25 protein-coding genes and 1 pseudogene are annotated in these 25,664 nt (G+C 67.0%); 15 read left to right on the plus strand and 11 right to left on the minus strand.

Features of this window, described 5'->3' with window-relative positions:
* The first annotated feature begins 222 nt into the window (after positions 1 to 222).
* From OG741_RS00015 to OG741_RS00025, 3 genes are all read left to right on the plus strand, one after another.
* Positions 223 to 1,146, plus strand: a complete 924-nt coding sequence (locus tag OG741_RS00015; RefSeq protein WP_405593768.1) for a DUF4238 domain-containing protein — start codon at positions 223 to 225, stop codon at positions 1,144 to 1,146.
* Positions 1,147 to 1,380: 234 nt separating this feature from the next.
* A complete protein-coding gene (locus OG741_RS00020; protein WP_405593770.1) occupies positions 1,381 to 1,704 on the plus strand; it encodes a hypothetical protein in 324 nt (107 codons plus the stop codon).
* 248 nt (positions 1,705 to 1,952) lie between these two features.
* Complete coding sequence (locus OG741_RS00025) at positions 1,953 to 2,498, plus strand: thioredoxin family protein (RefSeq protein ID WP_405593772.1); 546 nt, start codon at positions 1,953 to 1,955, stop codon at positions 2,496 to 2,498.
* Positions 2,499 to 2,717: 219 nt separating this feature from the next.
* Here OG741_RS00025 and OG741_RS00030 read toward each other — a convergent pair whose 3' ends face one another.
* Together OG741_RS00030 and OG741_RS00035 are read right to left on the minus strand one after the other, a co-directional pair.
* Complete coding sequence (locus OG741_RS00030; RefSeq protein WP_405593774.1) at positions 2,718 to 3,179, minus strand: hypothetical protein; 462 nt, start codon at positions 3,177 to 3,179, stop codon at positions 2,718 to 2,720.
* 115 nt (positions 3,180 to 3,294) lie between these two features.
* Positions 3,295 to 3,522 carry a hypothetical protein gene (locus tag OG741_RS00035; RefSeq protein ID WP_405593776.1) on the minus strand — a complete coding sequence of 76 codons (228 nt, stop codon included), beginning with the start codon at positions 3,520 to 3,522 and terminating at the stop codon, positions 3,295 to 3,297.
* Positions 3,523 to 4,153: 631 nt separating this feature from the next.
* On the opposite strand from OG741_RS00035, the gene OG741_RS00040 reads away from it, so the two are divergent.
* The 3 genes from OG741_RS00040 (at position 4,154) to OG741_RS00050 (ending at position 9,217) form a co-directional block, all read left to right on the plus strand.
* Complete coding sequence (locus OG741_RS00040) at positions 4,154 to 7,033, plus strand: tetratricopeptide repeat protein (protein ID WP_405593778.1); 2,880 nt, start codon at positions 4,154 to 4,156, stop codon at positions 7,031 to 7,033.
* A gap of 545 nt (positions 7,034 to 7,578) precedes the next feature.
* The gene (locus OG741_RS00045; RefSeq protein WP_405593780.1) at positions 7,579 to 8,280 is read left to right on the plus strand and encodes a proline hydroxylase; all 702 of its coding nucleotides are present in this window, start codon (positions 7,579 to 7,581) and stop codon (positions 8,278 to 8,280) included.
* 91 nt (positions 8,281 to 8,371) lie between these two features.
* A complete protein-coding gene (locus OG741_RS00050) occupies positions 8,372 to 9,217 on the plus strand; it encodes a PhzF family phenazine biosynthesis protein (RefSeq protein WP_405593782.1) in 846 nt (281 codons plus the stop codon).
* 16 nt (positions 9,218 to 9,233) lie between these two features.
* On the opposite strand, the gene OG741_RS00055 is transcribed toward OG741_RS00050, so the two are convergent.
* The 4 genes from OG741_RS00055 to OG741_RS00070 all read right to left on the minus strand — a co-directional run bounded on the left by OG741_RS00055 (position 9,234) and on the right by OG741_RS00070 (position 13,104).
* Positions 9,234 to 9,704: a RidA family protein gene (locus OG741_RS00055; RefSeq protein WP_405593784.1), complete on the minus strand. Its 471-nt coding sequence runs from the start codon at positions 9,702 to 9,704 to the stop codon at positions 9,234 to 9,236.
* 201 nt (positions 9,705 to 9,905) lie between these two features.
* The gene (locus OG741_RS00060; RefSeq protein ID WP_405593786.1) at positions 9,906 to 10,040 is read right to left on the minus strand and encodes a hypothetical protein; all 135 of its coding nucleotides are present in this window, start codon (positions 10,038 to 10,040) and stop codon (positions 9,906 to 9,908) included.
* A gap of 60 nt (positions 10,041 to 10,100) precedes the next feature.
* Positions 10,101 to 12,650, minus strand: coding sequence for a DUF6185 family protein (locus OG741_RS00065; protein ID WP_405605319.1), 2,550 nt, complete (start codon positions 12,648 to 12,650; stop codon positions 10,101 to 10,103).
* Positions 12,651 to 12,789: 139 nt separating this feature from the next.
* Positions 12,790 to 13,104: a Ku protein gene (locus OG741_RS00070; protein ID WP_405593788.1), complete on the minus strand. Its 315-nt coding sequence runs from the start codon at positions 13,102 to 13,104 to the stop codon at positions 12,790 to 12,792.
* Positions 13,105 to 13,657: 553 nt separating this feature from the next.
* Between OG741_RS00070 and OG741_RS00075 the strand changes: the two genes are divergently transcribed.
* Together OG741_RS00075 and OG741_RS00080 are read left to right on the plus strand one after the other, a co-directional pair.
* Positions 13,658 to 14,299, plus strand: coding sequence for an HNH endonuclease family protein (locus tag OG741_RS00075; protein WP_405593790.1), 642 nt, complete (start codon positions 13,658 to 13,660; stop codon positions 14,297 to 14,299).
* 164 nt (positions 14,300 to 14,463) lie between these two features.
* Positions 14,464 to 15,009, plus strand: coding sequence for a thioredoxin family protein (locus tag OG741_RS00080; protein WP_405593792.1), 546 nt, complete (start codon positions 14,464 to 14,466; stop codon positions 15,007 to 15,009).
* Positions 15,010 to 15,028: 19 nt separating this feature from the next.
* Here OG741_RS00080 and OG741_RS00085 read toward each other — a convergent pair whose 3' ends face one another.
* Positions 15,029 to 15,790, minus strand: coding sequence for a GntR family transcriptional regulator (locus tag OG741_RS00085; protein ID WP_405593794.1), 762 nt, complete (start codon positions 15,788 to 15,790; stop codon positions 15,029 to 15,031).
* Between the two features lie 257 nt (positions 15,791 to 16,047).
* On the opposite strand from OG741_RS00085, the gene OG741_RS00090 reads away from it, so the two are divergent.
* Both OG741_RS00090 and OG741_RS00095 read left to right on the plus strand, forming a co-directional pair.
* Positions 16,048 to 16,254 (plus strand): hypothetical protein, encoded by a 207-nt coding sequence (locus OG741_RS00090; RefSeq protein WP_405593797.1) that lies wholly within the window; start codon positions 16,048 to 16,050, stop codon positions 16,252 to 16,254.
* Positions 16,255 to 16,331: 77 nt separating this feature from the next.
* A pseudogene (locus OG741_RS00095) lies at positions 16,332 to 16,577 on the plus strand (transposase); the annotation flags it as partial.
* A gap of 244 nt (positions 16,578 to 16,821) precedes the next feature.
* On the opposite strand, the gene OG741_RS00100 reads toward OG741_RS00095, so the two are convergent.
* Complete coding sequence (locus OG741_RS00100; protein WP_405593799.1) at positions 16,822 to 17,694, minus strand: DUF402 domain-containing protein; 873 nt, start codon at positions 17,692 to 17,694, stop codon at positions 16,822 to 16,824.
* 530 nt (positions 17,695 to 18,224) lie between these two features.
* On the opposite strand from OG741_RS00100, the gene OG741_RS00105 reads away from it, so the two are divergent.
* The 4 genes from OG741_RS00105 to OG741_RS00120 all read left to right on the plus strand — a co-directional run bounded on the left by OG741_RS00105 (position 18,225) and on the right by OG741_RS00120 (position 20,435).
* On the plus strand, positions 18,225 to 19,088 hold the full coding sequence (locus OG741_RS00105) for a hypothetical protein (protein ID WP_405593801.1): 864 nt from the start codon (positions 18,225 to 18,227) through the stop codon (positions 19,086 to 19,088).
* On the plus strand, positions 19,061 to 19,525 hold the full coding sequence (locus OG741_RS00110; RefSeq protein ID WP_405593802.1) for a hypothetical protein: 465 nt from the start codon (positions 19,061 to 19,063) through the stop codon (positions 19,523 to 19,525). Before OG741_RS00105 ends, OG741_RS00110 begins: the two co-directional genes overlap by 28 nt.
* A 6-nt stretch (positions 19,526 to 19,531) precedes the next feature.
* On the plus strand, positions 19,532 to 19,699 hold the full coding sequence (locus tag OG741_RS00115; protein ID WP_405593804.1) for a hypothetical protein: 168 nt from the start codon (positions 19,532 to 19,534) through the stop codon (positions 19,697 to 19,699).
* A 217-nt stretch (positions 19,700 to 19,916) separates the two neighbouring features.
* The gene (locus OG741_RS00120; protein ID WP_405593806.1) at positions 19,917 to 20,435 is read left to right on the plus strand and encodes a DUF6233 domain-containing protein; all 519 of its coding nucleotides are present in this window, start codon (positions 19,917 to 19,919) and stop codon (positions 20,433 to 20,435) included.
* On the opposite strand, the gene OG741_RS00125 is transcribed toward OG741_RS00120, so the two are convergent.
* On the minus strand, positions 20,367 to 20,744 hold the full coding sequence (locus OG741_RS00125; protein ID WP_405593808.1) for a CU044_2847 family protein: 378 nt from the start codon (positions 20,742 to 20,744) through the stop codon (positions 20,367 to 20,369). The two genes, OG741_RS00120 and OG741_RS00125, sit on opposite strands and share 69 nt — an antisense overlap.
* 177 nt (positions 20,745 to 20,921) lie before the next feature.
* Between OG741_RS00125 and OG741_RS00130 the strand changes: the two genes are divergently transcribed.
* The gene (locus tag OG741_RS00130) at positions 20,922 to 22,028 is read left to right on the plus strand and encodes a hypothetical protein (protein WP_405593810.1); all 1,107 of its coding nucleotides are present in this window, start codon (positions 20,922 to 20,924) and stop codon (positions 22,026 to 22,028) included.
* Here OG741_RS00130 and OG741_RS00135 read toward each other — a convergent pair.
* Together OG741_RS00135 and OG741_RS00140 are read right to left on the minus strand one after the other, a co-directional pair.
* A complete protein-coding gene (locus OG741_RS00135; protein WP_405593812.1) occupies positions 22,018 to 22,611 on the minus strand; it encodes an NUDIX hydrolase in 594 nt (197 codons plus the stop codon). The genes OG741_RS00130 and OG741_RS00135 overlap by 11 nt on opposite strands.
* Before the next feature lie 45 nt (positions 22,612 to 22,656).
* Positions 22,657 to 25,635, minus strand: a complete 2,979-nt coding sequence (locus tag OG741_RS00140; RefSeq protein ID WP_405593814.1) for a serine protease — start codon at positions 25,633 to 25,635, stop codon at positions 22,657 to 22,659.
* Positions 25,636 to 25,664: the final 29 nt, after the last annotated feature.

The following is a 25,664-nucleotide window of genomic DNA, read 5'->3' on the forward strand; positions in this document are numbered from 1 at the left end:
CCGGGCGCGGTTCTGGGCGCAGCTCGCGGCGCCTTCTGTCTTCTATCGGTGCGGGGGCGGCCAGCGGTCGCGGAGGATGACTTCGGAGGGCGCTGCGACCGTTGTTCTTCGGCAGGGCGGCGGCGCGGCGCTGGACGTCGGCGGCGACAGAAGCCAGAGCCGTGACGACAGGTCGGTCAAACCCGTGGCCCCGCGCGCCGGGCGCTTGACAGAATCTGGCGGGTGAAGGCAGCTCAGATATCCCGGCAGCACCTCGTCTCCCAGGTCCTCCTCAGACAGTTCACGATGCCTGGGCCGAGAAGCAGCGGCTGGCAGCTGCTGCCCGTCGACGTGTGTAACCCGGAACGCCGGAACAAGCTGAAAAGCCCGCGGGCGTGCGGCTGGGCCGAGGACTTCGTGGCGTTCGACTCCCCGTCTGCCGAGGGTCTGTGGGGATCGGTGGAGACGCGTGCCCCGGCCGCGCTCGCGGCCGTGCAAGCCGGCACTCCATTCGCCGACCCCCTGCACGTCGAGGTGCTGCGCGACCTGGTCGTGCTCCACTATGTGCGCTCCCACCGCTATCGCGGCGTGTACACCAACGCGTTCGAGACTGTGAGCGTGAATCTCCGCAGCAAGCTCATCAGGCAGTATCCGGAGCAAGTCCGCCGCGAGGCGCTGCGCCAGACCGGGCTCCATCTGGCCGGCTCCGGCTCCCTCGGCGCCTTCGCCGAGCGCCTCATCGAGCAGTCCGAGGCCACGCAGGACTTCGAGAGCGGCAAGCTGTTTCGCACAAGCATCGAAAGCATGTTCAACAAAGTGCGCACCATGGCGGCAAAGTGGTATCTGGAGGTGTTGACCCCAGAGAGTGGGCAGTTCCTGGTCGGCGACAATCCAGCGGTGACCGTGCGCACGGGCGCAACGCCCTTCTCGTACAACATGGCTTTCGGGGACGCGCACTCCATCGTCCTGCCGATCGGTCCCAGGCACCTGCTGGCCTTGGGGCCGGAGAACATATTGGGCAGCATCCCCAGAGCCGTTGTCGACGAGATCAACGGCGTGCAGATCCTCGCTGCCGACCGCTACGTCTATATGCACCCTCGAAGCGAGCTGGAGACGTTCGCCAGGGCCAAGGGGAGACAGCGGCAGGCGGCCCACGTGAACCGCTGAGTGCGTCGGCTGAGCGGCTCGGCATCGTGCCGCTGGCCTTGGAGCCGCAGGAGCTCGTTCACGATAAGCGGGGCGCTACGGCCCTGGCGAGGTCACCCCGCACCGGCGCCCAGAGCCACGTAGAGCGGCTGGAGACGGGCGGGAATTGTCAGTGCAACACTCGGAAGGCGGATCCAGCAGGGTACTTCCGGCCGGACCCGTGCCTCAATCACCTGCCACCCGATAGGAAACACCGTGAACAGCCGGGACCGCATCCCGTACTTCCGCTGGCAGCGACACTTGCCGCGCCTCATACAGGACCGGAGTGCGGGCTTGATGATGGCCGGGGCGGCGGCCGTCGCCCTCTCGTTTGGCGTCGTTGGCGCTGTCGCTGAGCTGTCCGGCCCATCATCAGATCCGTGCCAGCGGGCCCGCGACATCGCCGACGACGCCCGCCCCGCTGACGGAAAGGTGGACTCCGGCATTGAGCGCGAGCAGGCCGTGGAACCGGCAGGTGACTGGCTCGACGCCGCGACCGAGTGCCAACAGCGCGGCGGCGACCCGGGTCCCGGGTTCTAGCAAGCGCGCGAAGCTGACCGCCGACAAGCTCCAGCTGCTGGCCGAACCCGGGCTCGACTGGGCGTAGCGGCGTGGGAGGGAAGCCCCGCGCCGGCGTGCCTATGTTCGGATGGGTGGTCACCGAGTACCACTCCTCCAAGGCCGGGAAGGGGCCCGCGGCCAGCGCCGGGCCGGCACCTGGGGAGGATTCGGGCGAGTCCAGGGTGAGCCGACTCGGATACGCGGTGCGACGTTCGTAGCATTGCAGCATGGCTGTCTCGTCACAGATGGTGCCCCTGGGGACGCCCGCGCCGGACTTCGCGCTTCCCGATCTGGCCGGCCGGACTGTCCGCCGTGACGACTTTGCCACCGCCCCTGGGCTATTGGTCGCATTCGTGTGCAACCACTGTCCCTACGTGCGCCATGTCGAGGCCGGGCTCGGCAGGCTGCTCGCCCGGTACCCGAACCTGGCGGTGGTGGGCGTCTGCGCCAATGACGCCGACGCCTATCCGGACGACCGGCCCGAACGCCTGGCTGAGCAGGTCGGGCGGGCTGGCTGGACCTTCCCGTACCTGGTGGATGCCGACCAGACCGTCGCCCGGGCTTACCAGGCCGCCTGCACGCCGGACTTCTTCCTGTACGACACCCAGCGCCGGTTGGCCTACCGGGGAGCGATGGACCAGTCCACACCGGCAAGCGGCAAGCCCGTCACCGGCGAACTACTGGACGCCGCCATCACTCACGTCCTAGCCGGCGAGCCGGTCCCCGAACCCCACCGCCCGAGCATGGGCTGCTCCATCAAATGGCGAGAGTGATCACCACTCCCTGCGACGAGACGCCCAGAGGACATCGTCACCATGTGAACGCCCGCTCGACCCGCCGAGTGAGGTGGACTCGGGCGCTTCACAGCAGCAGTCCCGCGCAGCGGCAATTCGCAGGCCGAGCCGGCCATCCGTGGCAGGAAGAGACTCAAAGGGGGCGGGCTTCACCTCTGCCCACACCGCCCACCTCATCGGCGCTGGTCCAGAGGGGTCTCAGGAGCGGACCAAGCGCCCGATGGTGTCCACCACGCTGTCAGCCGCATCCCTAGCCCGATGAGAGCGTACGGCAAGGTCTTCCTCGCCCGAGGCGTAGTGAAGAGTGAACGTCGCCTCCGCCAACTCGGCGAGACACGCGCGCGCCCCAGCATCGTCGGTGAGCAACTGGACCTCGGCCAGCGCGGCGATGACATCCGAGCGTGCTGTCAGCGCAGCAACGGCAGCCGTGTCCCTGGCAGCGGCGTCAGCGTCCCGCGCTCCCCACCGTTCGTACTGCAGGCGGCGCAGTACGGTCTCCGCCGCGAGGAGACGAGCGGTGGCCTGGCGCAGCTCGCGTCTGATCTCGACGCTCAAGCCCTCGGCGTGCAACTTCCGCGCCGTGCGGGACTGCAGGAGATGCGAGGTAACCGCGCCCAGCAGCGTGCCGGCAACAGCAACGATTCCCAACCAGAGTTCCATGGCACTCCCCTCCCCCTCGGAGCCAGCCGCGATGCGACACCATGCCATATCCCACCACCCACCTCGGCCGCTGTGCGCCGGTCATCCGCAAGCGGTGCTCCTCCGGGGCTTGGGATCAGCCGGAGGATGGCTGCCCGGGGGCTGCTGCTGTGCAGGTCAGCAGGCGAAGGGCGGGGGCTGAGACGACTTGGAGGTGCGGGACGTCGGGGAGTTGGACGTGGATGAAGCCTCCCTCGATCGCGAAGCGGATGCTCTCGGCGCGGTCGATACGGCGGCCATCGGCGCCGGTGAGGGTGTAGCCGGCCATGAGCTCGATGGAGCCCGTGCGCCAGTTGAAGTTCACGCGGCGACCTCCGGGCAGTCGAGATCGGGCTGGGCCAGGTGGTTGAAGTAGTTCGAGAGTGTGTTGAGCGCGATGTGGGCGACGATCTCGGCCAGCTCGGCGTCGGTCACCCCGGCTTCTCAGGCAGCGGCCAGCACCCTGTCCTCGACCCGCCCTGAAGTGTGGAGGATCTCTCTCACAAGTCGTCCGACACAATCCAGGGCGAAGTGCCCATGGCCCGCACAACGGAGGAACCGGTCCACGTCACATCAAGACAACTCGATGTCCCTGACAACGGCGACGGTGACCGTTCCGCTGGCAGAGGTGGCCCCTGATCGACGAATGAAACAGAGCTCGCCCTACCAAGTCCGACCCAACCCCCCATTGTCTTAGAAGCTCTAAGAGTCCGCGAATGTGTGGTGATTTCGGTGAGCGGGCCGCCTGGTCGCAGGAGGCAAAGTGGGGCGCAGGAGCGCGTAGGGGGGCGCAGGAGGGCGCACTCTATCGCAGCAGTGATGACGCACGGCACGGCCTTGGCCATTGGGTGGCCGCTCATGCATGATTGGGGCGGCTCACTTCCCCCGGCGACAACTGGCCTTGATGGCCTCGGAGGTACCCAATGGGGATACCCAGACCTGTTCATCTGGTCTTTGTGCATGGCCTTTTCGGGGGTGCCGGTACGTGGAACGTCTTCAAGAAGCGCATTGCCGCGGACCCGGCGATGAAGGGCCGCGTCATCGTGCACTGTTTCGAGTACAACTCGCCCAAGATCCGTCTGCGGCCGGACCGCCGAATCGCCGAAATCGACGACATCGCAGATCAGTTGGGGACATGGCTGAGTACGCGCTGCGGCGACGGTGCGCCGATCGTGCTCACAACGCACAGCCAGGGTGGACTGGTCGTGCAGCGGTTCCTCGCCCGGAAGCTTGCCAATGCTCTGGGTCCTGAGCTGGCGCAGATCAGGCACATCGTGATGTACGCATGCCCCAACAGTGGCTCGGGGTTCTTTCTCTTTCTGAGAAAAGTACTTTGGTTTTGGAAGCATCCCCAGGAGAGGGAGCTGCGCCCGATCGGCAATCGGCATGTGCAGGAGGCTCGGGCGCGAGTCATCAAGTCCGTGGTGCATGCCCGGACCGTCAGTGAGACGGAATGCCAAATTCCCATATCCGCGTACGGAGGGGCGACCGACAACGTCGTACTCGCCGTCGACGCAAAAACGGGCTTCACCGATGGTGGCATCGTCGAGGGAGACCATTTTACCATCGTTCAGCCCGCCAATAGGAAGGCACAGTCCTATCACGTACTGAAGGCCGCTATTGAAGGCGCGGTCGAGCCTCCCCAGGAGCCTCTCTTACCTCAAGAATCACCGAAATTCCTTGAACCGGCCGGCGACGAGCAGGGACCCTACTCCGTCACCCTGCCGTTCAAGGAAGGCACACTCCATGGCCGGGAGCGGAAGGACATCGTCTCCTCGATCTTATCGGCCGGGCACGACGAACGGGTCCATGTGCTGGCGGCACCGGGAGGCCGCGGAAAGAGCCGGATGGCCCTGGAGGCCGCGTATCTCGCGCGGGAGCGGGGGCGGCACGTCTGGTGGGTCCGGGCCGACCGGCTGAGTCAGAGCATGCTGGAGGTCGCCCGGCTCGTCGGCATACCGGTCAGTATCACCGATGCTACCTGGCGGGGCAACGGCAGCCAGACGGACCTCATTTGGAGTTATCTCAACAGGATGAACGAACCCTGGCTGCTGGTCTTCGACAATGTCGATGAGCCGCAGCAGCTCGGGCCGGGCGGCGGAGCGGTCTCGGAAGGGACCGGCTGGTTGCGAGCCCCCACCGCCCCGGACGGGCTGGTGATTGTCACCAGCCGGGACCGGAGGGAACAGGTCTGGGGCCGCTGGAGCCACGTATACGACGTACCGCTCCTGGATGACCGGGACAGCGCGTCGATGCTCATGGAACGTGCCGGGCGGCGGTGCGGAACCATGGAGCAGGCGCGGTTGCTGGCACGCCAGCTCGGCGGGATCCCTCTCGCCCTCGTGGCCGCTGCCGACTACATAAAGGAGGTCGCCGAGTCGGGACTGTCGCTCGACGGTGCGGAGCCCAAGGACTTCGAGAGCTACGGCGAGGCGCTGCGGCGGCGCTTCGACTCCCCGGCAGGCACCCGGCCTGAGCAGACCGGCGAGTCGCTCGGGCTGGAGAAAGTCAGGCACGTGTACCGCATGTCCCTGTGGCTTTTGGAACAGCGCGGACTTCCCCAGGCGGCGCCCTTGCTGAAGGCGTTCGCGTGCCTGAGCAACACTCCGATCCCCTTCCGCATCATGGTCGGCGGCGATGCCCTGGAGCGGTCCCCGCTCTTCGCAGGGTCGACGTCCGAGCAGCGCCGCAAAGCGCTCTTGGGGCTGAAGAACCTCGGCCTTGTCGAGATAGCACCGGTGAACGAGACCAACGACCGGTACCCGTCGCAAGTGCTGTCGCTGCATCCGGTGGTGCGGGGCATCTTCCGCGACGACGAGGACGTCAGGCGCCAGCGCGCCGAGTACTACGGGCTCGACGTGCGGATGCTGCTGGACGCGGTACGTGACCGGGACCCGGACCAGCCGGGCAGTTGGCAGACCTGGGTCACCGTTGCACCGCACTCCATCGAGGTGACGCGTGCCCTTCTCCACCTCCGTGACACCGGCAGTGGGGCCGCACCGACGGGTGACCATGATCTGATTGCACACGCTCTGGAACTCGCTCGGCTTACGACCCGCTATCTCCTGGTGGCGAGCCTGCTCCGGGAGGCCCGTGATCTGCTGCTGCCGATCATCGCCAACTGCGAGTCGCTGGGCTACCACTGCGACGACCGGGAGATCCTCGCGCTGCGCCACGAGAAAGGCCGCATCTCGCTGGAATACGGCGAACACCAGGAGGCGGAGGAGGAACTACGGAGGGTCGTTGCGGGACGCCTGCTCGCCCTTGGGGAGAAGCACTCCGACACGCTCGCCAGCTGCCACAAGCTCGCCCGGGCCATCCTGGAGCAGAACAGGTGGGGCGAGGCGGAGCAAGTGCTGCGCGCGGTTGTCGAGGACGAGCGGCACAACCCCGAGCGGGGGCCGGGGCACTCGGACACTCTCGTCGTCTGGCACAGCCTGGCGCGGACGGTCATGGCACAGGGGCGCGTCGCGGAGGCGGAGAGGGACCTTCGGCAGATCCTGCGCATCCGGCTGGCCACCGGAGAGCCCGGCACACCGGAGACCCTGCATGTGCGGGAGACGCTGGCCCGTAGCCTCCTGGAGCAGGAGCGGGTCGTGGAGGCGGAGGAGGAGATCCAGGGCGCGCTGGAGTGCGCTCAGCGGTCCGTCGACTCCCACCCGGCACTACGCCTGCGCTACCAACTCGGCATCGCACTGCTGATGCAGTTGCGCGTACCGGAAACGGTGGAGTTGCTTGCAGCGCTGCTCGGCGATCAACGAAGAGTGCTCGGCACAGACCACCCGGAAGTGCGACTGACCAGCGATCTGCTGAACAAAACATTGAAAGACTTGTGACGTGCCGCTCGAATTCGCCGAAAGGCAGGGCCGGTTGGGGTCTTGCGCGTACCATCGGCAGCCTCCACCCTCTGAGTGGAGACGATTACACAGAGGCACCGATGCGGATCAGGACCTGGCCGCTTGGGGGGATCAGACCATGCCACACCCGGACGAACACGAGGACGAGCTGTTACGGCAGGGGAACGAACCGGACACTGGGGATAGCGACCGGACGTCACGGTTGGAGATCGCACGGAGAATCGCGCGGGAGGCTCTGGATGCCGATCGCCAGGTGTTGGAGCTCAGCGCGGCGACGGCGTTCCGGGACTTCAGCCACGCCCGGCCCGTCTGACGGATCGAGCAGTCCGGCGGCTCTCTCGCCCCGGTGGTGCACCGGCCCAGCGACACTGGTTTCAGGAGATACGGGGGACATCAGAATGATTCCTGTTGACTTACCCGTTGGTTCACCAGCCGTTCCGCATGACACCTTCTTTCACGTTGTCACCTCGCCCTACTTCACCTGCAGAAGCATCCTTGATCTCGCCGCCGGGCGGTGTGCGGCCGTGCGCGTGCCCGAATTCGTGCCGAAGGCCGTGTGCGAGGAGATCCTGCACGCCCTGGAGAACGCCCCGTTCGATTCTTACGGCAGGCAACGCGTCCAGCCTCCGGTGATGCGGTTTGGCGTGGGCGTAAGCGACCATCGTGCGGAAGGCGGAGTCGCCGAAGGCTACTGGTCGGCCGTCGAGGCCGCTCGTCGCGCCTGGCAGCGCCTCGGACTCCCCTACGACCCCTTCGAAGAGTGCCGTGAAGCGCTGTCCGCGGACTGGCCGGGGGCGGTGGCTGTGGGCCGGCGTGGCGGCCGGGAGATGGCGCCCGGAGTCGCCCGCGAGCCCAATTACGGCTTCCGAGTCCACTTCGACGACGCCTTGCGCGAATTCGAGGGCGATCTGCTGGACGCCACCCTGGTGGCGCAGTTCGCGTTCAACCTCTACCTCAGTGTGCCGGAGACCGGGGGAGAGACCGTCATCTGGCGACACCGCTGGCATCCGCGCGACGAGACGTTCCGGCTGCCGCAGTCCTACGGCTATGCCGAGGGAGCGGTGGGCGACGCCGAGTCGGTCGAGATCAAGCCCCGAGTGGCAGAGGCGCTGCTGCTCGACCCGCGGAACTTCCACGCCGTGCGGGCGGGCCGGGGTGCCCGGCGCATTGCGCTGGGGTTCTCCATGGGGCTCACCGCGACCGGCGAGTTGCTTACCTGGGGGTGAGTCGGACGGGGCGCAACCGGATCAGGGGGTGCAGAACCCCGTTCGCAACAGAGGCTTTGACGGGCCGTCCGGCTCTCGCTACGGTCACCCGGTGCAAGTGTTTCGATACGCAGCGTTCACCGTCGACCCGGTCGGCGGCAATCCCGCCGGAGTGGTGCTCGACGCCACCGGAACCGACGACGCGACCATGCTCGCTACGGCGGCGGACATCGGCTACTCGGAGACAGCGTTTCTGGTGCCGCTGGAAGAGGAGGACAAGGGCGAATTCGGCATCCGTTACTTCAGCCCGCGCGCAGAGGTGTCGTTCTGCGGACATGCCACGATCGCTACGGCGGTCGCCCACGCCGAACGCCACGGTGTCGGAACGTTGCGGCTGCGTACCAAAGTGGGCATGGTCACCGTCACCACCAGCACCCTGGAGGACGGCCTGGTCGTCGCCACGCTGGTGAGCGTCGCACCATGCTCGGTGCCGATTCCCGACCTCGTACTGGCCGAACTGCTCGCCGCCCTGCGCTGGTCGGCCGACGAACTGGACCCCGCGCTGCCGCCACGCGCGGCGTACGGCGGTGCCTGGCACCCGATCATCGCCGCCGCCAGCCGCGAACGGCTCGCCGACCTGGACTACGACTTCTCCGCGCTCGCCGAGCTGATGGACCGCGAGGGCTGGGCCACCATCGACCTTGTTCAGCAGGAGTCCCCGACCGTGTATCACGCACGCAACCCCTTCCCGCCCGGCGGAGTCGTAGAGGACCCTGCAACGGGCGCGGCGGCCGCCGCGTTCGGCGGGTATCTGCGGGAGCTGGGGATGGTCGCCCCGCCGAGCGACTTGACGGTTCTTCAGGGGTACGACATGGGGCGGCCCAGCATCATCAAAGTGTCATTGCCGGCGGAGCCGGGAAGCGGTATCGCGGTCTCGGGAAGCGCCGTGGCACTTTAGATAGGGGTTGCCGCCCTCAGTCGGTAACCTCGACAACGATCTCGATCTCGACAGGTGAGCCGAGTGGCAGCTCGGCGACGCCGACGGCGCTGCGCGCATGCCGCCCCGCGTCCCCGAAGACGGCGAGGAAGAGGTCGCTCGCTCCGTCGACCACCCCCGGCTGGCCCGTGAAGCCCGGAGCGGAGGCGACAAAACCCGTCACCTTTACCACCCGTAGGACGCTGTCCAGACCCACGACCGAGTCGACGGCGGCGAGCGCGGCCAGAGCGCACCGCCTGCTCAGCTCCTTCGCGTACTCCGGCGTGATACCGGCCCCCACTTTGCCGGTGGCGACGAGTTCCCCGTTTTCCATGGGCACCTGGCCCGAGACATACACATGGCTTCCACTGCGAAGTGCGGGGATGTACGCGCCCTTGGGCGGGCTGACTTCGGGAAGTTCGAGGCCAAATTCGTTCAGTCGGGTACGAGGACCTGCTGTCGGCGACATGGGCCGATGCTATGACGGGCACCGGGCGCATCGGGGCCGAGTCCTGGATTTGCAGTCGAAGGTGCCGTCATGAGTCCGTAGGGCCTGAGGGGCGCGGGAGTACCTAAGCGGTCTTGCGTAAGTCGGGTGTGGTTGGGAATACCGGGCTGGTGGGAGGGGGTCCGCCGTGTCGAGACTGCTGAGGCTGGAGCTTACGCCGGATCAGAAGCGGGACGGTGAGGGTCTGTTGTGCCGCCACTGCCAGCGGGCCAGGTCCGGATCAACGACGAGGTCCACGGTCAGGTCGAACGCGTCGAACCCGTCCTCGGTGCGCCAGGTGGGGTACTCAAGGTTCACGCACAAAACGGCACCCCCTCGGGCTTGAGCTCCCGCACCTCAGGGCACGTTCGGGGCCGGTCATTTGTCGCCGGCCGGTGGCGTGCCTGACGGCTCGGCGAAGAAATTCCAGATCGAGATCACCGCGATGACCTGGCCGACGAGGTAGGCGACCTGCAGGGAGTAGTAGCGCATCTGGTAGACAGATAGGAGGAGTCCCAGGCGGCTCTGCCAGAAGCGGCGTTCAGTACGGAACGTGTCGAGGTCGAGCGCAATGCCGGTGACGGTGAGGACGAGCAGCATCGTCGAGGCGTACAGCGCGAGGTTGGCGGCGCCTTCCTGGGTGAACCAGCCGATCAGCGCGTCCAGAGCAACCGGCAGCGCGAAGGCGAAGGCGACCGGGAGTGCCTTGACCGCCCCACGCCGACCGGGGAGGACCCGCCACAGCGCCCCGAGGACGAAGCCCGCACCGACCCATGTGGACACCCAGTAGAGGATGCTGAGCACCATTCCGGGCAGACCGAGCAGGTCCATCAACGTGTCCTGCCAGGCCTCGCCCCGGACGGAGCCGGACCAGGCGCCGAGGACGGCGGCGGGCAGACCAAGTACCAGGGCGAAGCGGGCGCCACGGACGCCGTTGTCCCACCAGTTGTCCTTCGGCCCCAGCGCAAGTGCGGCGTCGACCACGGACACGTTCGCCGGTAGCCGGTCGGCGCCTGCCAGTGGTCCGCTCGCCGGCCAGTTGTGCAGTTTGTCCAACGTCCTTTCCAGCTTTGCCCGTTCGGGCGGTTTGTCGCCGACAAGCCCCTGGTCGAGGCGGCGCAGCTCGGCATGGATCTCCCGGTAGACCCGGGCCTTCTTCAACAGATCCGTACGGGCACCGGGTCCCATGCCCTCGGCGAGGGATCGCCGGGAGACTTCGAAAGGCTGCTCCAGGATGGCATGGCGCCTGAGGGGGGTCACCGCCGCGTACAGGGTCAGCATGTACAGAGGTATCCAGAGAACATCGGCAAGTGCGCTGTCGAGGTGGACATCGCCGATGGACACCGCGAGCGGGAAGAACGCGAGGAACAGGAGGCGGTCCGCACGGTCATCGAGAGGCGCCAGCGTCGAGGCGCGCCACGTGCGCAGCACGGCGAGCACAGCCACGCCGGTCAGGAGCCAGGCGTAACCGAGCACCCATTCCTGTCCGTTGGAGGCGGACAACACCGATTCCCCGACGAAGTCTTCCAGATGACGGATCCCGTACACGGCGGTACCGTCCCGGCTTTCCCAGCGGTCGCTGAGCCAGGTGGCACGCTGCCAGTTGCGCTCCTCCGTGAGCGCGTAGCAAAGGGCTACCACCAGGGTCCATACGACGACGGCGGGACCGGCGATGCGCAGCCGCAGCACCCGGTCCCGCGGCTGCTGCCCGGGGGGAACGGGCTGGCGGCTCTTCGGGAGCAGCTCCGCGTCGACGGCGAGCCGCCATGCCACCGCGACGAAACCGAGGACGGTCAAGGCCAGGAGACAGCAGGAGGCCGTGGTCTGCGCAGCGAGCGCCAAGTCCGACGCCACCCACGGCTCTTTGCACGACCCGCACAGGCCGAAGGCCGCCGGCCGGGTCATCGTGGCCAGCGGCGGGAGCATCAGCAGGGCACCAGCCAGCCAGATGCGCCGGGGTGGTTTAGCGAAAGAGAACAACAGGGCGCCTGCGGCCAGGGCGAAGACATGTCCCCGAAGGAGGGCGTCGTCGATCCACCACTCGTCGCTGCGCCTCTCGTCGTACCGGCGGATCAGGTCGTCCACACGGATCAGCCCGAATAGGGCGACGACGGTGACGGCCCACCATTCGAGATTGCGCAGGATGCGTTTCTGATGTGCGGCAGGTGTGGGAGTGCGCCGACGGTAGAGGGCGGCCGCCCGCAGCAACAGGCCGGACATCGTCACCGTCCACAGCAGCCCACCGAGCGTGTCGAGTCCTGCGGCGGTCAGACGATCGTTCTGTGCGGCCCATGCGTGCTGCCAGGACGGTCTGAGGGAGACGGTCACGGCGGGAGCCGAGCGCGGAGCCTTCTTCTGGTGCCAGACCAGTCTGGAGGCTTCCTCCTTCGCCGTCGGTGGTGGCTTCGCGATCTCGACTCCGGGTGGGCCGGGATCCACCGTGATCCGGTCCCAGTGGGAGCCCGCCAGTGCAGGCGGTGGCTTGAGTGTCACGGTCCAGATGTCCGCCCCAGCCCGTACCTGCCAGGTGCCCACATCGATGTCCGTCCGATACCGGTTGACCCAGGAGCGGGCCGCGTAGACGACCTTGACGCGGCCCCCCTTCGTCGTGACCACCGGCGGACCGGGCCGCCACTCCGACCAACGAGGAAGCTGCTGCCCCTGCGACTGCCGAGTGAGGCAGGCCATCGCATTGATGTACGCCCGACTTTCCCGGCTGAGCAGCAAGGCCTTGGCATGCTTCCAGCTGGCGGGTATGTCGACGGTCAAGTCGGTCTCGATCTTGGTGTACGTTCGGTCGTCGTGCCGGAATTCCACGCTCGTACTGACCCGCGCTCCGGCGAGTCCGGCCCTCGCGCAGGCATCCTCCGCCGCCGCCCGAGCGGCCCCTGAAGGAAGCAGGACACACACCACCGCCAAGACCGACACCAACGCCCGGCTTCTCAACAAGCCTGCCTCCCGACGGACTCGTCATCTCGCGACTCCGGTCATCCTCCCCACCGTTGGTGCAAGGGATGTGGCCGCACTCACCCGAAAGTTCGGTAGCCGTCGGTGACCCCGTTCCGCGCTATCCGGTGTGGTGTTCGAGGAAACGCAGGATCCGGTCGTTGCCGCCCCCTTCGTCGCTACGAGTTCGGGAGAACGTCGGCTCGTCTCCCCACAGCTTCGCGCTGCCGGGCCCCGACAACACTCGCATCGCGCACGTGAAGACCGGCGGCGGCATCTGCCGTGCGCTGACCACCAGGACGCCGCGGCGTGGGCGCAGCACGGCCAGGCGCTCGCGGGTGCGGACGGCGAACTTCGCGATGCCGACGCGGCAGGTGCGGGCGAGTGCTTCGACCAGGAAAGCGTAGGGACACTGGCCGCCCCGCCCGCAACGCACCTGCTGAACCCCGTTAAGGTCCGGAACGGCTGGTCCGAGTCTGCCGCGTCGTCGCATACATCTCCCGCAGGTCCCAGCAGGCTGCTCATCGACAGAAAGAGGAGCCCGTGGATTGGGCCATGAGATTCGCCCTCTTGGTTGGCCCGCTGTCGATGGCCCTGGGAACGGCCTCGATACTCACCGGGTGGACCTGGCCCTGGGCGCGTCGCAAGGTCAAGAAGCCGCGGATTTACGGACTCGGAGCACTGATGGTGGGCACGGCCTGTCTGGTGCAGGGCCTGCTCCCCTTCCGGACCACGCCAACCGGTCCATGGCAGATGCGTTTCCTCAACGCGCTCGTGGTCTGCGGCCGGGCGGTCCTGGCAGCGGGTCAGGGATCGTCGCTACGCAGCGCAGCTGACCCCATCGCCCGAATGCGGTTTCCGTCCTCAATCCAGTTGTTGACGGGTTGTCACGGGAACTTCACTCTGCGAGATCTACCCGCATCAACTCCTCCGGGGCCACGATGAGCGGCGCCCCCCGCCCGTCAACCCCGGCTCGGGAGTCGATACTCATGCGCACACACGCCCGTCACGGCATCGCCGCCACCCTGGTGGCCCTCTCCACCGCCGCGCTGACCCTCTTCGCCACCACCCCCGCGCAAGCCGCTCTGCCCACCCCGGTCAGCGCCGCCACCGCCCGCTCCTACCTGGCCTCCCTCACCGTGTCAGCCGAGCACTCCCGAACCGGCTACAGCCGCGACCTGTTCCCCCACTGGATCACCATCAGCGGCACCTGCAACACCCGCGAGACCGTCCTCAAGCGCGACGGCTCCAATGTCGTCACCGACTCCTCCTGTGCCGCCACCAGCGGCAGCTGGTACTCCCCCTACGACGGCGCCACCTGGTACGCCGCCTCCGACGTCGACATCGACCACCTCGTCCCCCTCGCCGAAGCCTGGGACTCAGGCGCCGACAACTGGACCACCACCAAGCGGCAGGCGCTCGCCAACGACCTCACCCGCCCCCAACTCCTCGCCGTCACCGACAACGTCAACCAGTCCAAAGGCGACCAGGACCCCGCCACCTGGTGGCCCTCCCGCACCACCTACCGCTGCACCTACGCCCGCGCCTGGGTCCAGGTGAAGTACTACTACGGACTCTCCGTCGACTCCGCCGAAAAGAGCGCCCTGTCCTCGGTCCTCAACGGCTGCTGACGGACCACTCGTAGGCCGTGGTGCCCGTCCGTCCCGCTGGAGAACATCCAGCGGGACGGAACAGACGCGCGATCGTCGAAGTGCTGGGCCGTTCCCCTGACGAGTCGGGCGGGTCCAGGGTGAGCCGACTCGGATACGCGGTGCGACGTTCGTAGCATGGCAGTATGGCTGTCTTGTCACAGATGGTGCCCCTGGGTACGCCCGCGCCGGACTTCGCGCTTCCCGATCTAGTCGGCCGGACTGTCCGCCGTGACGACTTTGCCACCGCTCCTGGGCTGTTGGTCGCATTCTTGTGCAACCACTGTCCCTACGTGCGCCATGTCGAGGCCGGGCTCGGCAGGCTGCTCGCCCGGTACCCGAAGCTGGCGGTGGTGGGCGTCTGCGCCAATGACGCCGACGCCTATCCGGACGACCGGCCCGAACGCCTGGCTGAGCAGGTCGGGCGGGCTGGCTGGACCTTCCCGTACCTGGTGGATGCCGACCAGACCGTCGCCCGGGCTTACCAGGCCGCCTGCACGCCGGACTTCTTCCTGTACGACACCCAGCGCCGGTTGGCCTACCGGGGAGCGATGGACCAGTCCACACCGGCAAGCGGCAAGCCCGTCACCGGCGAACTGCTGGACGCCGCCATCACTCACGTCCTAGCCGGCGAGCCGGTCCCCGAACCCCACCGGCCGAGCATGGGCTGCTCCATCAAGTGGCGAGTGTGATGGCGGCACAGTGGGGTTGCTACTTGATCTGCATGCGGTAGCGGAACTCGTACCTGTCCGCGGGGAAGACGACATCTGCGGTGCATACAGGCATCCCTTGGGCCAGCCACGTTTGCTGGATAGCCACGACGGGCGTCCCTTGAGCTGGCATGTGCAGGATCTGCGCCTCGGTCGGGTTCGGCATGCGGCAATCCAGGACCTCTTCCACTTCGTCGACGTGGACGCCGATCCGGTCGAAGCGCCCAACAATGCCCAACGCTGCATATGGACCTTCTGCTGGCGATGCGATCTCTGTCGTGCCGGTGATAGCCAAAGGCTCCCACGACACCCCGCAGGACACTGGCCGCGAGTCCATGACGATGAAGTATTTGGTCTCTGACACCGGATCACCGACGTTGATGTTGAGCCTCTCAGCCTGCTCAGCTGAGGCTTGAGTCTCTTGTGAGCTGCGTTCCACCGCAACGGGTTGGCCAGCCCGCTCGGCTTCCAGGCTGTACGTGGGCCGGGGTCCCTCGGCCCCTGTCCGATTCCAGCGCTGCGGGGCCAGCCGCACGAGGGGCGACTTTAGGCGCACAAAGGACCCTTTACCTCGTACGCCCTCAATGAGCCCCTCGTTGCGGAGTGCCGCGAGGGCTGCACGCGCGGTGATGCCCGAGACAGCCCACTGCTCGCGGATCTCGTTCTCAGACGGTACACGCGCTCCTCGCTGCAGCTCTCCGCTGCGGATCCTGTTCCGAAGATCATCTGCAATTTGGATGTACCGGGGGGTGTGCACTGCCATCGGTTGACCTCCTCACCTAGGTCCTGATCCACCCGACGGACCGTCAAAAAGAGTCATTCTCATCCATCTTGACATCCACTCAGGCAGGTTCGTATGTTCACATACTAACTACTGAAGAGCCTCAGGTACATCCAAGTCCGCAAGATGGCCGCACATCGATGCCTGGTTACCCAGTACGTGGCTGATCCTCTGCACCAACCGGGGCGTCATCGAAGAGCACATGCCATCGCGCTCCAACACCGCGCCAGGGGGACACTGTGACGACGAACGACGAGATTGGGAACCGACGACGTGCCTGGAACAAGGCACGCAAGCACACAGTGGCCGGCATCGGATCCGCTTTGACCGTGCTCGCCGCAGCCTTGATGCTGTTCGGGCATGTCAGTGAAGGCTCCCTCATCCTCACTGCCCTCATCAGTGCAGCAGGCGCCGCCGCCACGGGAAGCACGTCCAGGCAGCGCTGACCCCCAACCAGCGGGCCCCAGCCGGGCGGGGGCAACTTAGACCGTGGCCTATGTGGTGAGCCGTCGTTGGTTCGTTCATGGGGCGGGGTACATGGAGTTGGATCGTTCCGGACGGTCTGTGGGAGCTCGCCAGGCCGTTGATTCCGGACGACCGGGTGCGACCGCAGGGTGGAGGGACACCGAACACACCTGATGAGACGCTGTTCGCAGCGATCATCTATGTGCTGGTGAGCGGGTGTGCCTGGCGGGCTCTGCCGCCCTGCTTCGGCGTCTCGAAGTCGACCGCACACCGTCGGTTCGTAATCTGGTCGCGGGCCGGGGTGTGCGTCCCGGCACCTCACACCCAGAAGCGGTTACGACCGTAAAACGGCGGGCCTGTGGATAGAGTCCGGCGATCCTGGCCTCCAATCCGATGGCAGATCCCCGGGGACCTGCGACGCTGTAGCCGCTCGTCTCGGATCAGTCGACGGTGTCCTGTGTGGTGTCGACGTTGGTCTGTGTGGCCCACTTCTGTACGGCGGGACCGTGGCGGTGTGAACTCCACTACTGGCTGCGGATGACTCCGTCCTAAGCATCTGGAGTGTCCACGGGTAGCCGAAGTGCTGGATCAGGCCAGCGGCAAGGGCGGAGGGGGCCGCGATCAGGGACGGACCGTCCTCGGCCATCTCCCTTAACCGGCCTCAAAGTGCCGAGGGCGGCGCGAAGCGATCCACCTGCGCCTGTACCGACGCGGACCCGCGCGGGCTCCTGACGGTGGGACTCAGCGCCGTGCGCTAGGTCGAGCGGGCTGCGAGCCGCCGGGGAGGACTGCGGCAGGTGCGGGGGCGACCAGTCCGCGTTCCAGCGCCAGGCCGCCCACCCGTCGGCGTCCGCGAACGGCCCGGCCCGGTCTTCGAGCATGGAGAGGACCTGGGCGCGGGCGTCGTCCACGGCCTGGTGGTCGGTGTCGGTGACGATGCCCAGGCGCCGGACTTGGGCGTACTCGTCTTCGTCCTTCCACGTCCACGTGCTCAGGTCGGGGTCGATGACGAGGTCCACGGTCAGGTCGAAGGTGTCGAACCCGTCCTCGGTGCGGCGGGTGGGATGCTCGAAGTTCACGTACCAGTTCCGCAGCCCGGAGCCGGTGTAGAAGGCGTTGATGCTGAACCACGCCGCCGGCGGCTTCCACAGCAGCAGTTCGGTGTCCTGCCACCGCCCCGGGGCGAGCTCCCACTTCCCCGCCGCCATCGCCTCGAACGCCTCGGCCCGCACCGAACGGTCGCCGTCGGCACGGGTCTTGGCGTACAGCGAGGGCCACAATGCCTCGGCTCCGGGCAGGCAGGCAGTCACCAGGGCCTCGGGGCCGTCGGCAATGACCCGCAGCGCCAGCTCGCTCCACACCCGGCCGGTGCGATGAACGTCCCGCCGCACGACCGTCTCGCCGACGTCGAAGGACCGCACTCCGGTCACCTCTTCCTGTCCGGGGCCGGGCAAGTCGCCACGGCTTGCCCGGGCTGGCGGTTGGCTTGCCCAGCGGCTCCGGAACAGCTTGCCGGGGTCAGCGGCTGGCCGGCGCCGGCTACCTGCGACGGTACGGGTCGTCCACGCCGATCTCGCAGACTCATCATGAATGTTTCCGCAGCTCATGGGTGCAACGCGCAGTTGCGTTGCACCGGCCGTGTTGCAGCGCCAGGCCCCGGACGGGACCTGACCCGATACGACCCTAGCTATGGGCCTCGCGATTACGCCCGGCCGGGCGAACGCCGTGCCCGCGAGGTTGGGGATCTCGTTGGAAGCCGGTGGGCACGGCCGTGGCTCCGCGGCCGGTTCCCCGATGTCGATCGACCTTCGACGAGCGTTGGCGCCGCGAGGTGATCCGGGGTGCGATGAAGTCGACCGCGAAGGAGACTGCGGCCAACAAGTCGGCGAGCGGACGGCCACGCAAGCGGGCGTAGCAGGGAAGCTCAGCGTCGCCCCGAAGGGAGCGAGCCATGTCAGATGGTCCCGGCGCGGGGCAGCCTGAGGGCTGGCCCCCTGCGAAGCCTCCCCGCTGGCCGCAACCCGCCGGCCAGTCGATCGGCGGAGCGTCCCCGCAGCAGCCTCCTTCGAAAAAACGTCGGGGGCGGCGGTTCCTGTGGGGCTGCTCTGGCGCAGCTGTCTTCCTGATCGCCCTCATTGTGATCATCGCGGTGGCCAACAGCAGCGAAAACAAGGCCTCCCCGCCTGCTTCCCCCAGTTCGTTGAGCCCCACCTCCGGCAGCACATCGGAACAGATCAAGCCAGCCAAGGCGGCACCCACCCCCATCCCGCCCATCAAGCTCAGTGGAACCGGTCAGCAAGCAACGAAGCGCTTCACCGTGACCGAGGGCCTCGCGGTCTTCCGGTCAACATGTTCCGCCTGCCAGACCAACTTCATCGTCACGCTGCTCGACAGCTCGGGCCAGGTCAAAGACCTCCTGGTCAACGCCATCGGCACCTACAACGGCTCCAAGGGCGTGGGTATGAGTGCTGGCAGCTACCGCCTCACGATCCAGGCGGACTCCGCCTGGACCATCACCCTCACGCAGCCACGCCGCCAAGCCGCGGTCTCCCTGCCCCACACGTACTCAGGTAAGGGTGACCGCATCGTCGGCCCCTTCACCGCAAACCACGCGGCGACCCTGCGCGGCACCCACAAAGGCAAAGCGAACTTCATCGTCACCGTCCTTGACGCGAAGGGTGACCTGCAGAACCTCCCCTTCAACCAAGTCGGAAACTTCAACGGCTCCACCGTCACTCAAATGATCAGCGACGGTCCCTACTACCTCAACGTGACCGCGGACGGAACGTGGACACTGAAGCTCTCCAAGCCGTAGCGCTGCAGTTGTGGATGGGCGCTACCTACCCTTGGGCGCGCCTGACTGCCTCACCAAATCGAACAGACGTATCATTCTGGTGGGCTGAAACGTACGACTTCCCCGAGGACCTCCGCGCCGCGCAGTTCGTCCTGCACAGAACGCGGGCGGAGTACGAGGCGCTGTGTCGCACGCTGCCGTGGTCGGTGACGCCGGAGCCGGGCTGGACGAGCGAGAAGTACGTGCTCAACGACCGGGTGGCGTCGTTTCCGGACAGTCCCGGCTACACCGCCGAGCAGCTGCCGGAGGAGAAGCGATTGCGCCAGCGGCTGCTTGCCCTGTCGATCGCAGTGAGCACGCATCCCTACTGGGAGACGCCGACGCTGCAGGGGAAGGTGGTCGATGCCCGGATGGCGTTGAAGCACGTCCACGAGCGGGCCGATGACGAGGCGGCGTAACCCGTCATGGACGAGGGCCAGCCACTCACGGACGGAGAGGTGCCGTCTGCGACGCCCACCCCGCCGATCCGGATCCAGCTCTACGACGGCCAGCAGATCACCGGCCGCCTCCACCACCCCGGTGGCAGGGCTCCACCGGCTCCTGTTTTCTACCGGGTGAGCGTGACGCTCTGAGCCCAGCACCCAACTGGGCGCCCGCGACGTCCCCCAGCCTGCCGACGTCGAGTTCGATGCGCCGCAGACACACGTGCGGCCGATCGACGGCGTCTCCTACCAGGGTGTACGGCTCACCCGGCACCGGGACGCGATCGTCCGCGCGCGCACTGGCCACCGCCTGCCCGAGCCACCGCCCCAGCACGCCACGGCAGTTGTCGACGAAAGGGGCTGGGGCGTGGAGCGGGAGCGGCAGGCCTACGACGCCACAGGCCCGCGCCGCACCCACGTCCACACCGAGGACTGCCCCATCTACAAAGGGCCGTTCGACCTCACTGCCCAACAAGCGCTCCAGGCCGCCACACAGCCCGCGGCCGCCGTCTGCACCATGTGCAGCGCCGCCAAGAAGATCACGCAGCTACGCCAGCACCCCACACCCGGCACGCCATCAGCGCCTCAAACCCCCGGGCGGCACCCTGCAACTGGCCGGCGGGCACCAGGACATCCTCACCTGGCAGACGGGAGCGGCCCGCGAAATGGGCTACTGCCTGACGTACGCACTGCCGCTTGGCGCGGCGGGGTTGTCCTGGGCCGATCTCGTGGAGTGGTGGCAGCAGGAGAACCCAGCATGGATGATGCGTGCAAATCTGGGAGAGGAGGACACCCGCTTCTCAGACGGGAGTCGATGTTAAGTGGCGGGGGAATCAGATTCGTTAACTTCCTCAGGTTCTTCGGGCTGGTCAGGCGCGGTCACTGAGAGGGCAGGTTGCCCGCCTTTCCTCCATGTTGCCGATACTTTGAGGGTGGTCTTCCCGCCCGCGCTCGTCACTGCGCTCACCAAAAGTCCGGACTTGATGGCTAGTTCGATTCCGAATTCGAGCGTAACTTCGTCCGGCGCTGCCTTCCGCAGCCCCGAGCGCACGCTGCCGACGACGGTCTCCAGCGTGCGGGGAAGATCATCCAACTGGAATCTGCCACCGAACGCCGTATCCCTGGGCCCGCCGCGATCCTCGATGCGCACCCAGAGAGTTCCCTCGGGCGTTTCCACCTGGACAATCTCTGACAATTCTCCTCCTTGCTGATGTAATACTCAGCAACTGCATCGCGTCTAGAGGGGTGACGACCGGTGGACAACGATTCTCTGGAGACGAGCGCGGAAAGGATCTACCTTTCTGACGTCGAGCCCCATGCGGCGGCACCGATTGACGGAGCCCCAGATCTACGGTCGCGTGTACTGCTGCACGTGCTCTTCGCGGACACTCTACTGATCGGGGACTCCCAGAGCCTCAACAACAAGTACTTCCGCGCGCTCGTCTCGCCCCAGGAAGCTGAAGAAGTCGAGAACGCCGCAGCAGGCGCTGTGCTCCCGGATCTCGCCCCGCTGCTGGAGGAGGGCAGGATCCGTGTGGCTCGCCGTGCGGGGTACACGCTCCACGGGATCAGAGACGCACATGCGGCGAAGAACGTCGACCATGTTCCCTGCTCCGCCTATGTTGACCAGCTGGACGCGATGGCAGCCGCCCACTTCGTGCCGTACGAGGGAAAAGTGGTGGAGGCTGCCTTCAAATCCGGTGCGCTGCACCGACTGGAGCTGGGGCTCCAGCAGGCTCAAGGCGATACGAGGGCAGTCTTGGACGCCGCTCTGATGTGGTCCAGGGACCAAGAGGTGCTGTACTACAAGTCGCTCCGTGACTGGCTGGACTGCTACCGCAAGACATCCCCGAGGGCGAGCGCGGAAGTAGTACTGGCGCTGCAGTCGGTGGACGACTGGGCCGGTGAGTCCTACCGGCAGGCTCTCCCGAGTGCGTTGGACGTCGGTATGGCCAGTCCACGCGATGTACCGGATACGATCCCGGCTTCGCGAAGCCGCCGGATTCTGGAACAGGCAGAGCTGCCCGCAGCGGTACTCGACAATTTCCTGCTGTCGCAGCTCCCTGTGGAGGTCTTGTTCGAAGCGACAGCGCAGCCCTCACGCAACGCGCTGGTGCGGGAGTTGGCACGGCTCAGGCGTGGCCTGCAGCCGGATGTCTCGGTCCTACGGGCCGCTGTCAAAGAGTTCAGTTCGTGGATGATGGAGGCGTTCGACCGCACGTTCCGTGCCAGTGGCGGCCGGGCATGGGACCACCTGCGGGGTGAGGCCCGTCTGATGCGCTTCGGCTTGGATGAGGACCCGGCGACCGGTCGCCTGGGGGCGGGGCTGGAGATCCAGACGGCGGCTGCCAGCACCGCCCGGAACCTGTCATTCCATGTGGTGAACCGTCCGACCGAGGCAGCGGAGGGCGACTGGATCCAGGCTCCCCGGCGATCGTTGAAGGACCTCGATCAATTCGACCGGGTGGTCACCCTCTAGCCACCAGCGGCAGCGTATTCCGCTCAGCCATCACCAGGGCGTAGGCGGCGATCGTGACACCACAAGTGATCCGTCCTTGCCGCAACCAGTCCGGCATCTCATCTTGCGAGACCCACACCGGTTCGGCCACCGACTCCATTGCTTCCGGCCGGGCGGCCTTGCGCTCCGCGGAAAGCACAGTGGCACAGCAGACGTGGATGCCGGTCTCGATCAGGCCGGTATCCGCGTGGATCAATCCGATGTCCCGCACAGAGGAGGCGTCGAGTCCGGCCTCCTCCCGCAGTTCGCGCACAGCGGCTTTCTCGGGGTGCTCACCAGGCTCGCAACCGCCGCGCGGGAACTCCAGGGAGGCAGCGCCCACCGGATAGCGATATGTAGGCACCAAGCCCATGCCGTCCGGACCCACCGGTACCACCACCACCCCCGTCTGCGCCCACTGCCACCGCAGGTAGTTACCCGGCAGCCCGCCCGGTGAGACAACGTCGTCGTTGTACAGCCGCCCGAAGCGGTTGGTGAAGACCTCGACGGCCCGCTGGCGCCGGATCGGCGCGGGAGAGCCGGAAGTCTCGTGGTCGGTCGGCATATCGCTCCTGCCTGGAGTGTCATGGACTACCGGTGCGAGGGTTCCTCATCCGCCATGATCGTCCAGGGACTCCAGCTGCTCCAGCCATGACGCACGTTCATGAGAGAACTCACTGAGGTCGCAGCACAGTTCAGCCAGCGCGCGCAATGATTGCCGCTGCGCTGCGAGCCGTGCAGGGTCCCGGCCAGGAAGCCCTTTACGCAGGTTCGCGGACTCCCTAAAGGCGATATAGGCCTGCCGGTCCTGGCCTGTCCTGATGAGGCCCCTCGCGTGGCGGTGCAGCGTCTCGGGAAGCCTCGCAAGGTACCGCCCTGGCTGTCGCTCGGCCAATTCGCGCAGAAGCGCTACGGACTCTTCTCCGGAGACGACGGCAGCCTTGATCAGGCCGGTCCGCTGCCTGCACTCGGCGAGTACTTCGAGGCAATCCAGCATCGTGTCGTCCTGTCGGGCACCTGGACTCGCTTGTTCGCACAGCAGAACACCCCGGGCGGCCTCGCGGGCAGCCGCGTGCACCTGGCCGTCCTTCAGGCGCAGCAGCGCGAGAGTACTCAGGGCCGCCGCGGCGTCCAAGAGGTGCCTCTGCCGCGGCAGGCTTTCCCTCTCGGCTTGTGCCAACAGCTGCTCGTAGAGGTCAACCGCCAGCCTGCTCTGTTCCAGCGCGGGCCCCGTCTCACCGGCGCGGTGCAGCAGCAGGCTCAGGTTGTTGAGCGCCGCTGCGTACTCGGCCATGTGCCGTCCGGACTGGCGTACCAGGTCGCGGCTCAGTGTGACGGCCTGGCGGGCCGCTTCCAGCGCCATGTGGTTCCGACCCGTGTCGTCGAGTCGGAGGCTGTAGCGGGAAAGGCGGCGCAGCCTGAGGAGTTGGTCTTCCTCGGTGAATTGGGCACTCGGCAGGTCCAGCAACCGGCCGAGGACCACCACTGCGACCGGGGACAGGCTCGAGGGGTAGTCGGGCAACCTGTTTTCGACTGAGGCGAGCAGTGACGGCTCGCATACCTCGAGCACTGGCAGCATGAGGTCGGCCAGCGGCTCGGCGTGGGGCAGCACACCGCCGGTGATGACAAGCGCGGGCAGCAGCACTTCTGGGTGCTCGGCGACGGCATGGTCCAGGGCTGCGTCCAAGGCTTGGTGCGCGGGGTGGGCCTCGACCCGGCCCACGCCCGTGCAGCCGCGGGCCCGGGCGAGCACTTCGACCGTCTCCGCGGCCGCCGCGATTCGGGCCTCGGAGGCGTGATGGCGTGTCTGCAGCAGCGCGGCAAGATAGGCGTTGGTGTGCCCTGAGCTTTCCGGCGTGCTGAGGACCCGGCGGACCAGAATCTCGCCGATCCGGTCCGGCTCCAGCGGGGCCACTTGGTCACCTCCTGCGGGATAGAGCATCTGCAGAGAGGTCTGGACGCCGAACGTGTTGAGCGCCTGTCTCCCGGGAAAGGCCGCCGAATAGACCCGGTTCAACACGTCGGTGAGGTCGGTTCGGGGCAGTCTGGGGACCAGGGTAGGAACGAGTAACAGTCCTTCCGACACGCGCTCACCGCTCTCGCCGGACAGCGCCGTCTCCCCGGGCAGGCGTGCCGCGAGCAGAGCGTGCCAGCCCCGGATCTCATGGTCGCAGATCCGCTCCAGCGGATCGCCGGCTTCAGCCCAGGTACCGCCCTGCTCTAAAGCGAGGACCGCGTCCAGCGCGAGTGCGAGCACGCCCAGCAGCGAATCCTGCTCTTCAGCGCGTGCGTCCAGCGATTCCGGCGCGGCGAGCCACCCGCAGCCGAGGCGGTCGGCGAACACCTTGAAAGCCCTGGAGGCCAAGGATGAATTCGCGATGGTCCTGGGAAGCTGTACGACGCTCGCACCGGCCAGCGCCCAGTCATCAACACGGCGCTTCAGCGCCTGCCACAGCGGTTCGTCCGAGCGGGCGAGGAGCAGCAACCGCAGCCGCATCCCCTCGGGGCCGTACTGGTACACGTGCTCCAGCTGCGCACAGATGTCATCCAGCCGAGCCTGGGCGTAGTCGAAGACGACCAGTACCGGAATGCCCGCCGAGAGGGCATCGATGAGTTCGACCAACCACTCCGGCCTGCCCAGCGCCCTTTTGTCTACAAACCCGGCGATCCAACCGTGCTTGTGCATCTCGCGGCACAGTTCACCGGCGAGCCTGGTTTTGCCAGAGCCCCCCGACGCGTGCAGCAGCCGCAGCAAGTAGTCCGGGTCGTCGTCGCACCATGCCCGCAGATCCGCTAGCTCCGGGCGATCCTGGAAAGGCATCGTGCCTTGGGCAAGCAGCTGCGCTGGGGTCACACGGGATACGGCGCGCCGCGGACCGCTGCTCCCGAAGTGGCCAAAGAGCGCGGTCTGCCGGCGCTTGCGGTCCAGCGCCCAGTCGCACCACTCGGTGCCGGGCCGGTGGTCCCGGTAGTTGCGCTCCGCCAGCTCAGGGAAATGGTGTCGTACGGCATCGACGGGGATGAACCAGCCGCCAAGGGGGTACTGGTCGTCGCGCGACGCCTTGAGCACGCCGCACACCCGCCCGGTACGGAGGTCGAGCACAGGGGCGCCACTGAATCCCTCCACGACCTGATCCCCTTGGAGCCGCACCAGCTGTCCAGCCGGCCCAGCCACGACGAGGCGCATAGTGTCCCGCTGCGCGCCAGCTTGTAGGGTGCTCTCGCTGAATCCGTGGACAGCCACCTCTCCGCCCTGCGACGGTCCCTTCTCCCCGAGCCACACGCCGATGCCGCCCTCCAGAGGCTGACAAAGACGGAGCTCCGCGAGGTCCGGGAACTCATAGATGTCCCTTTCACCTCCGTGCTCTGGAACCCTGCGGACCACTTCGGCATCCATCGTGCGCCCCCGCACCGAAACCGAAACCGCCTCGCAGTTCTGAACGACATGAGCGCAGGTCAGGACGGTGTCTTCGGAGACCAAGAATCCGGAGCCATGGGGGTCGTCCGCGGTCCCTACGCCGACCACCTGATCGACGGCCAGCCGGTTCAATGCGTCCAGTCTCTCCCACGCCTCGTCGTCAGCGACCATGCCCTACTCCTCTGGGGTCGGGCAGCCAG

It is taken from the genome of Streptomyces sp. NBC_01410, from assembly GCF_045040195.1.
Lineage (GTDB): Bacteria > Actinomycetota > Actinomycetes > Streptomycetales > Streptomycetaceae > Streptomyces.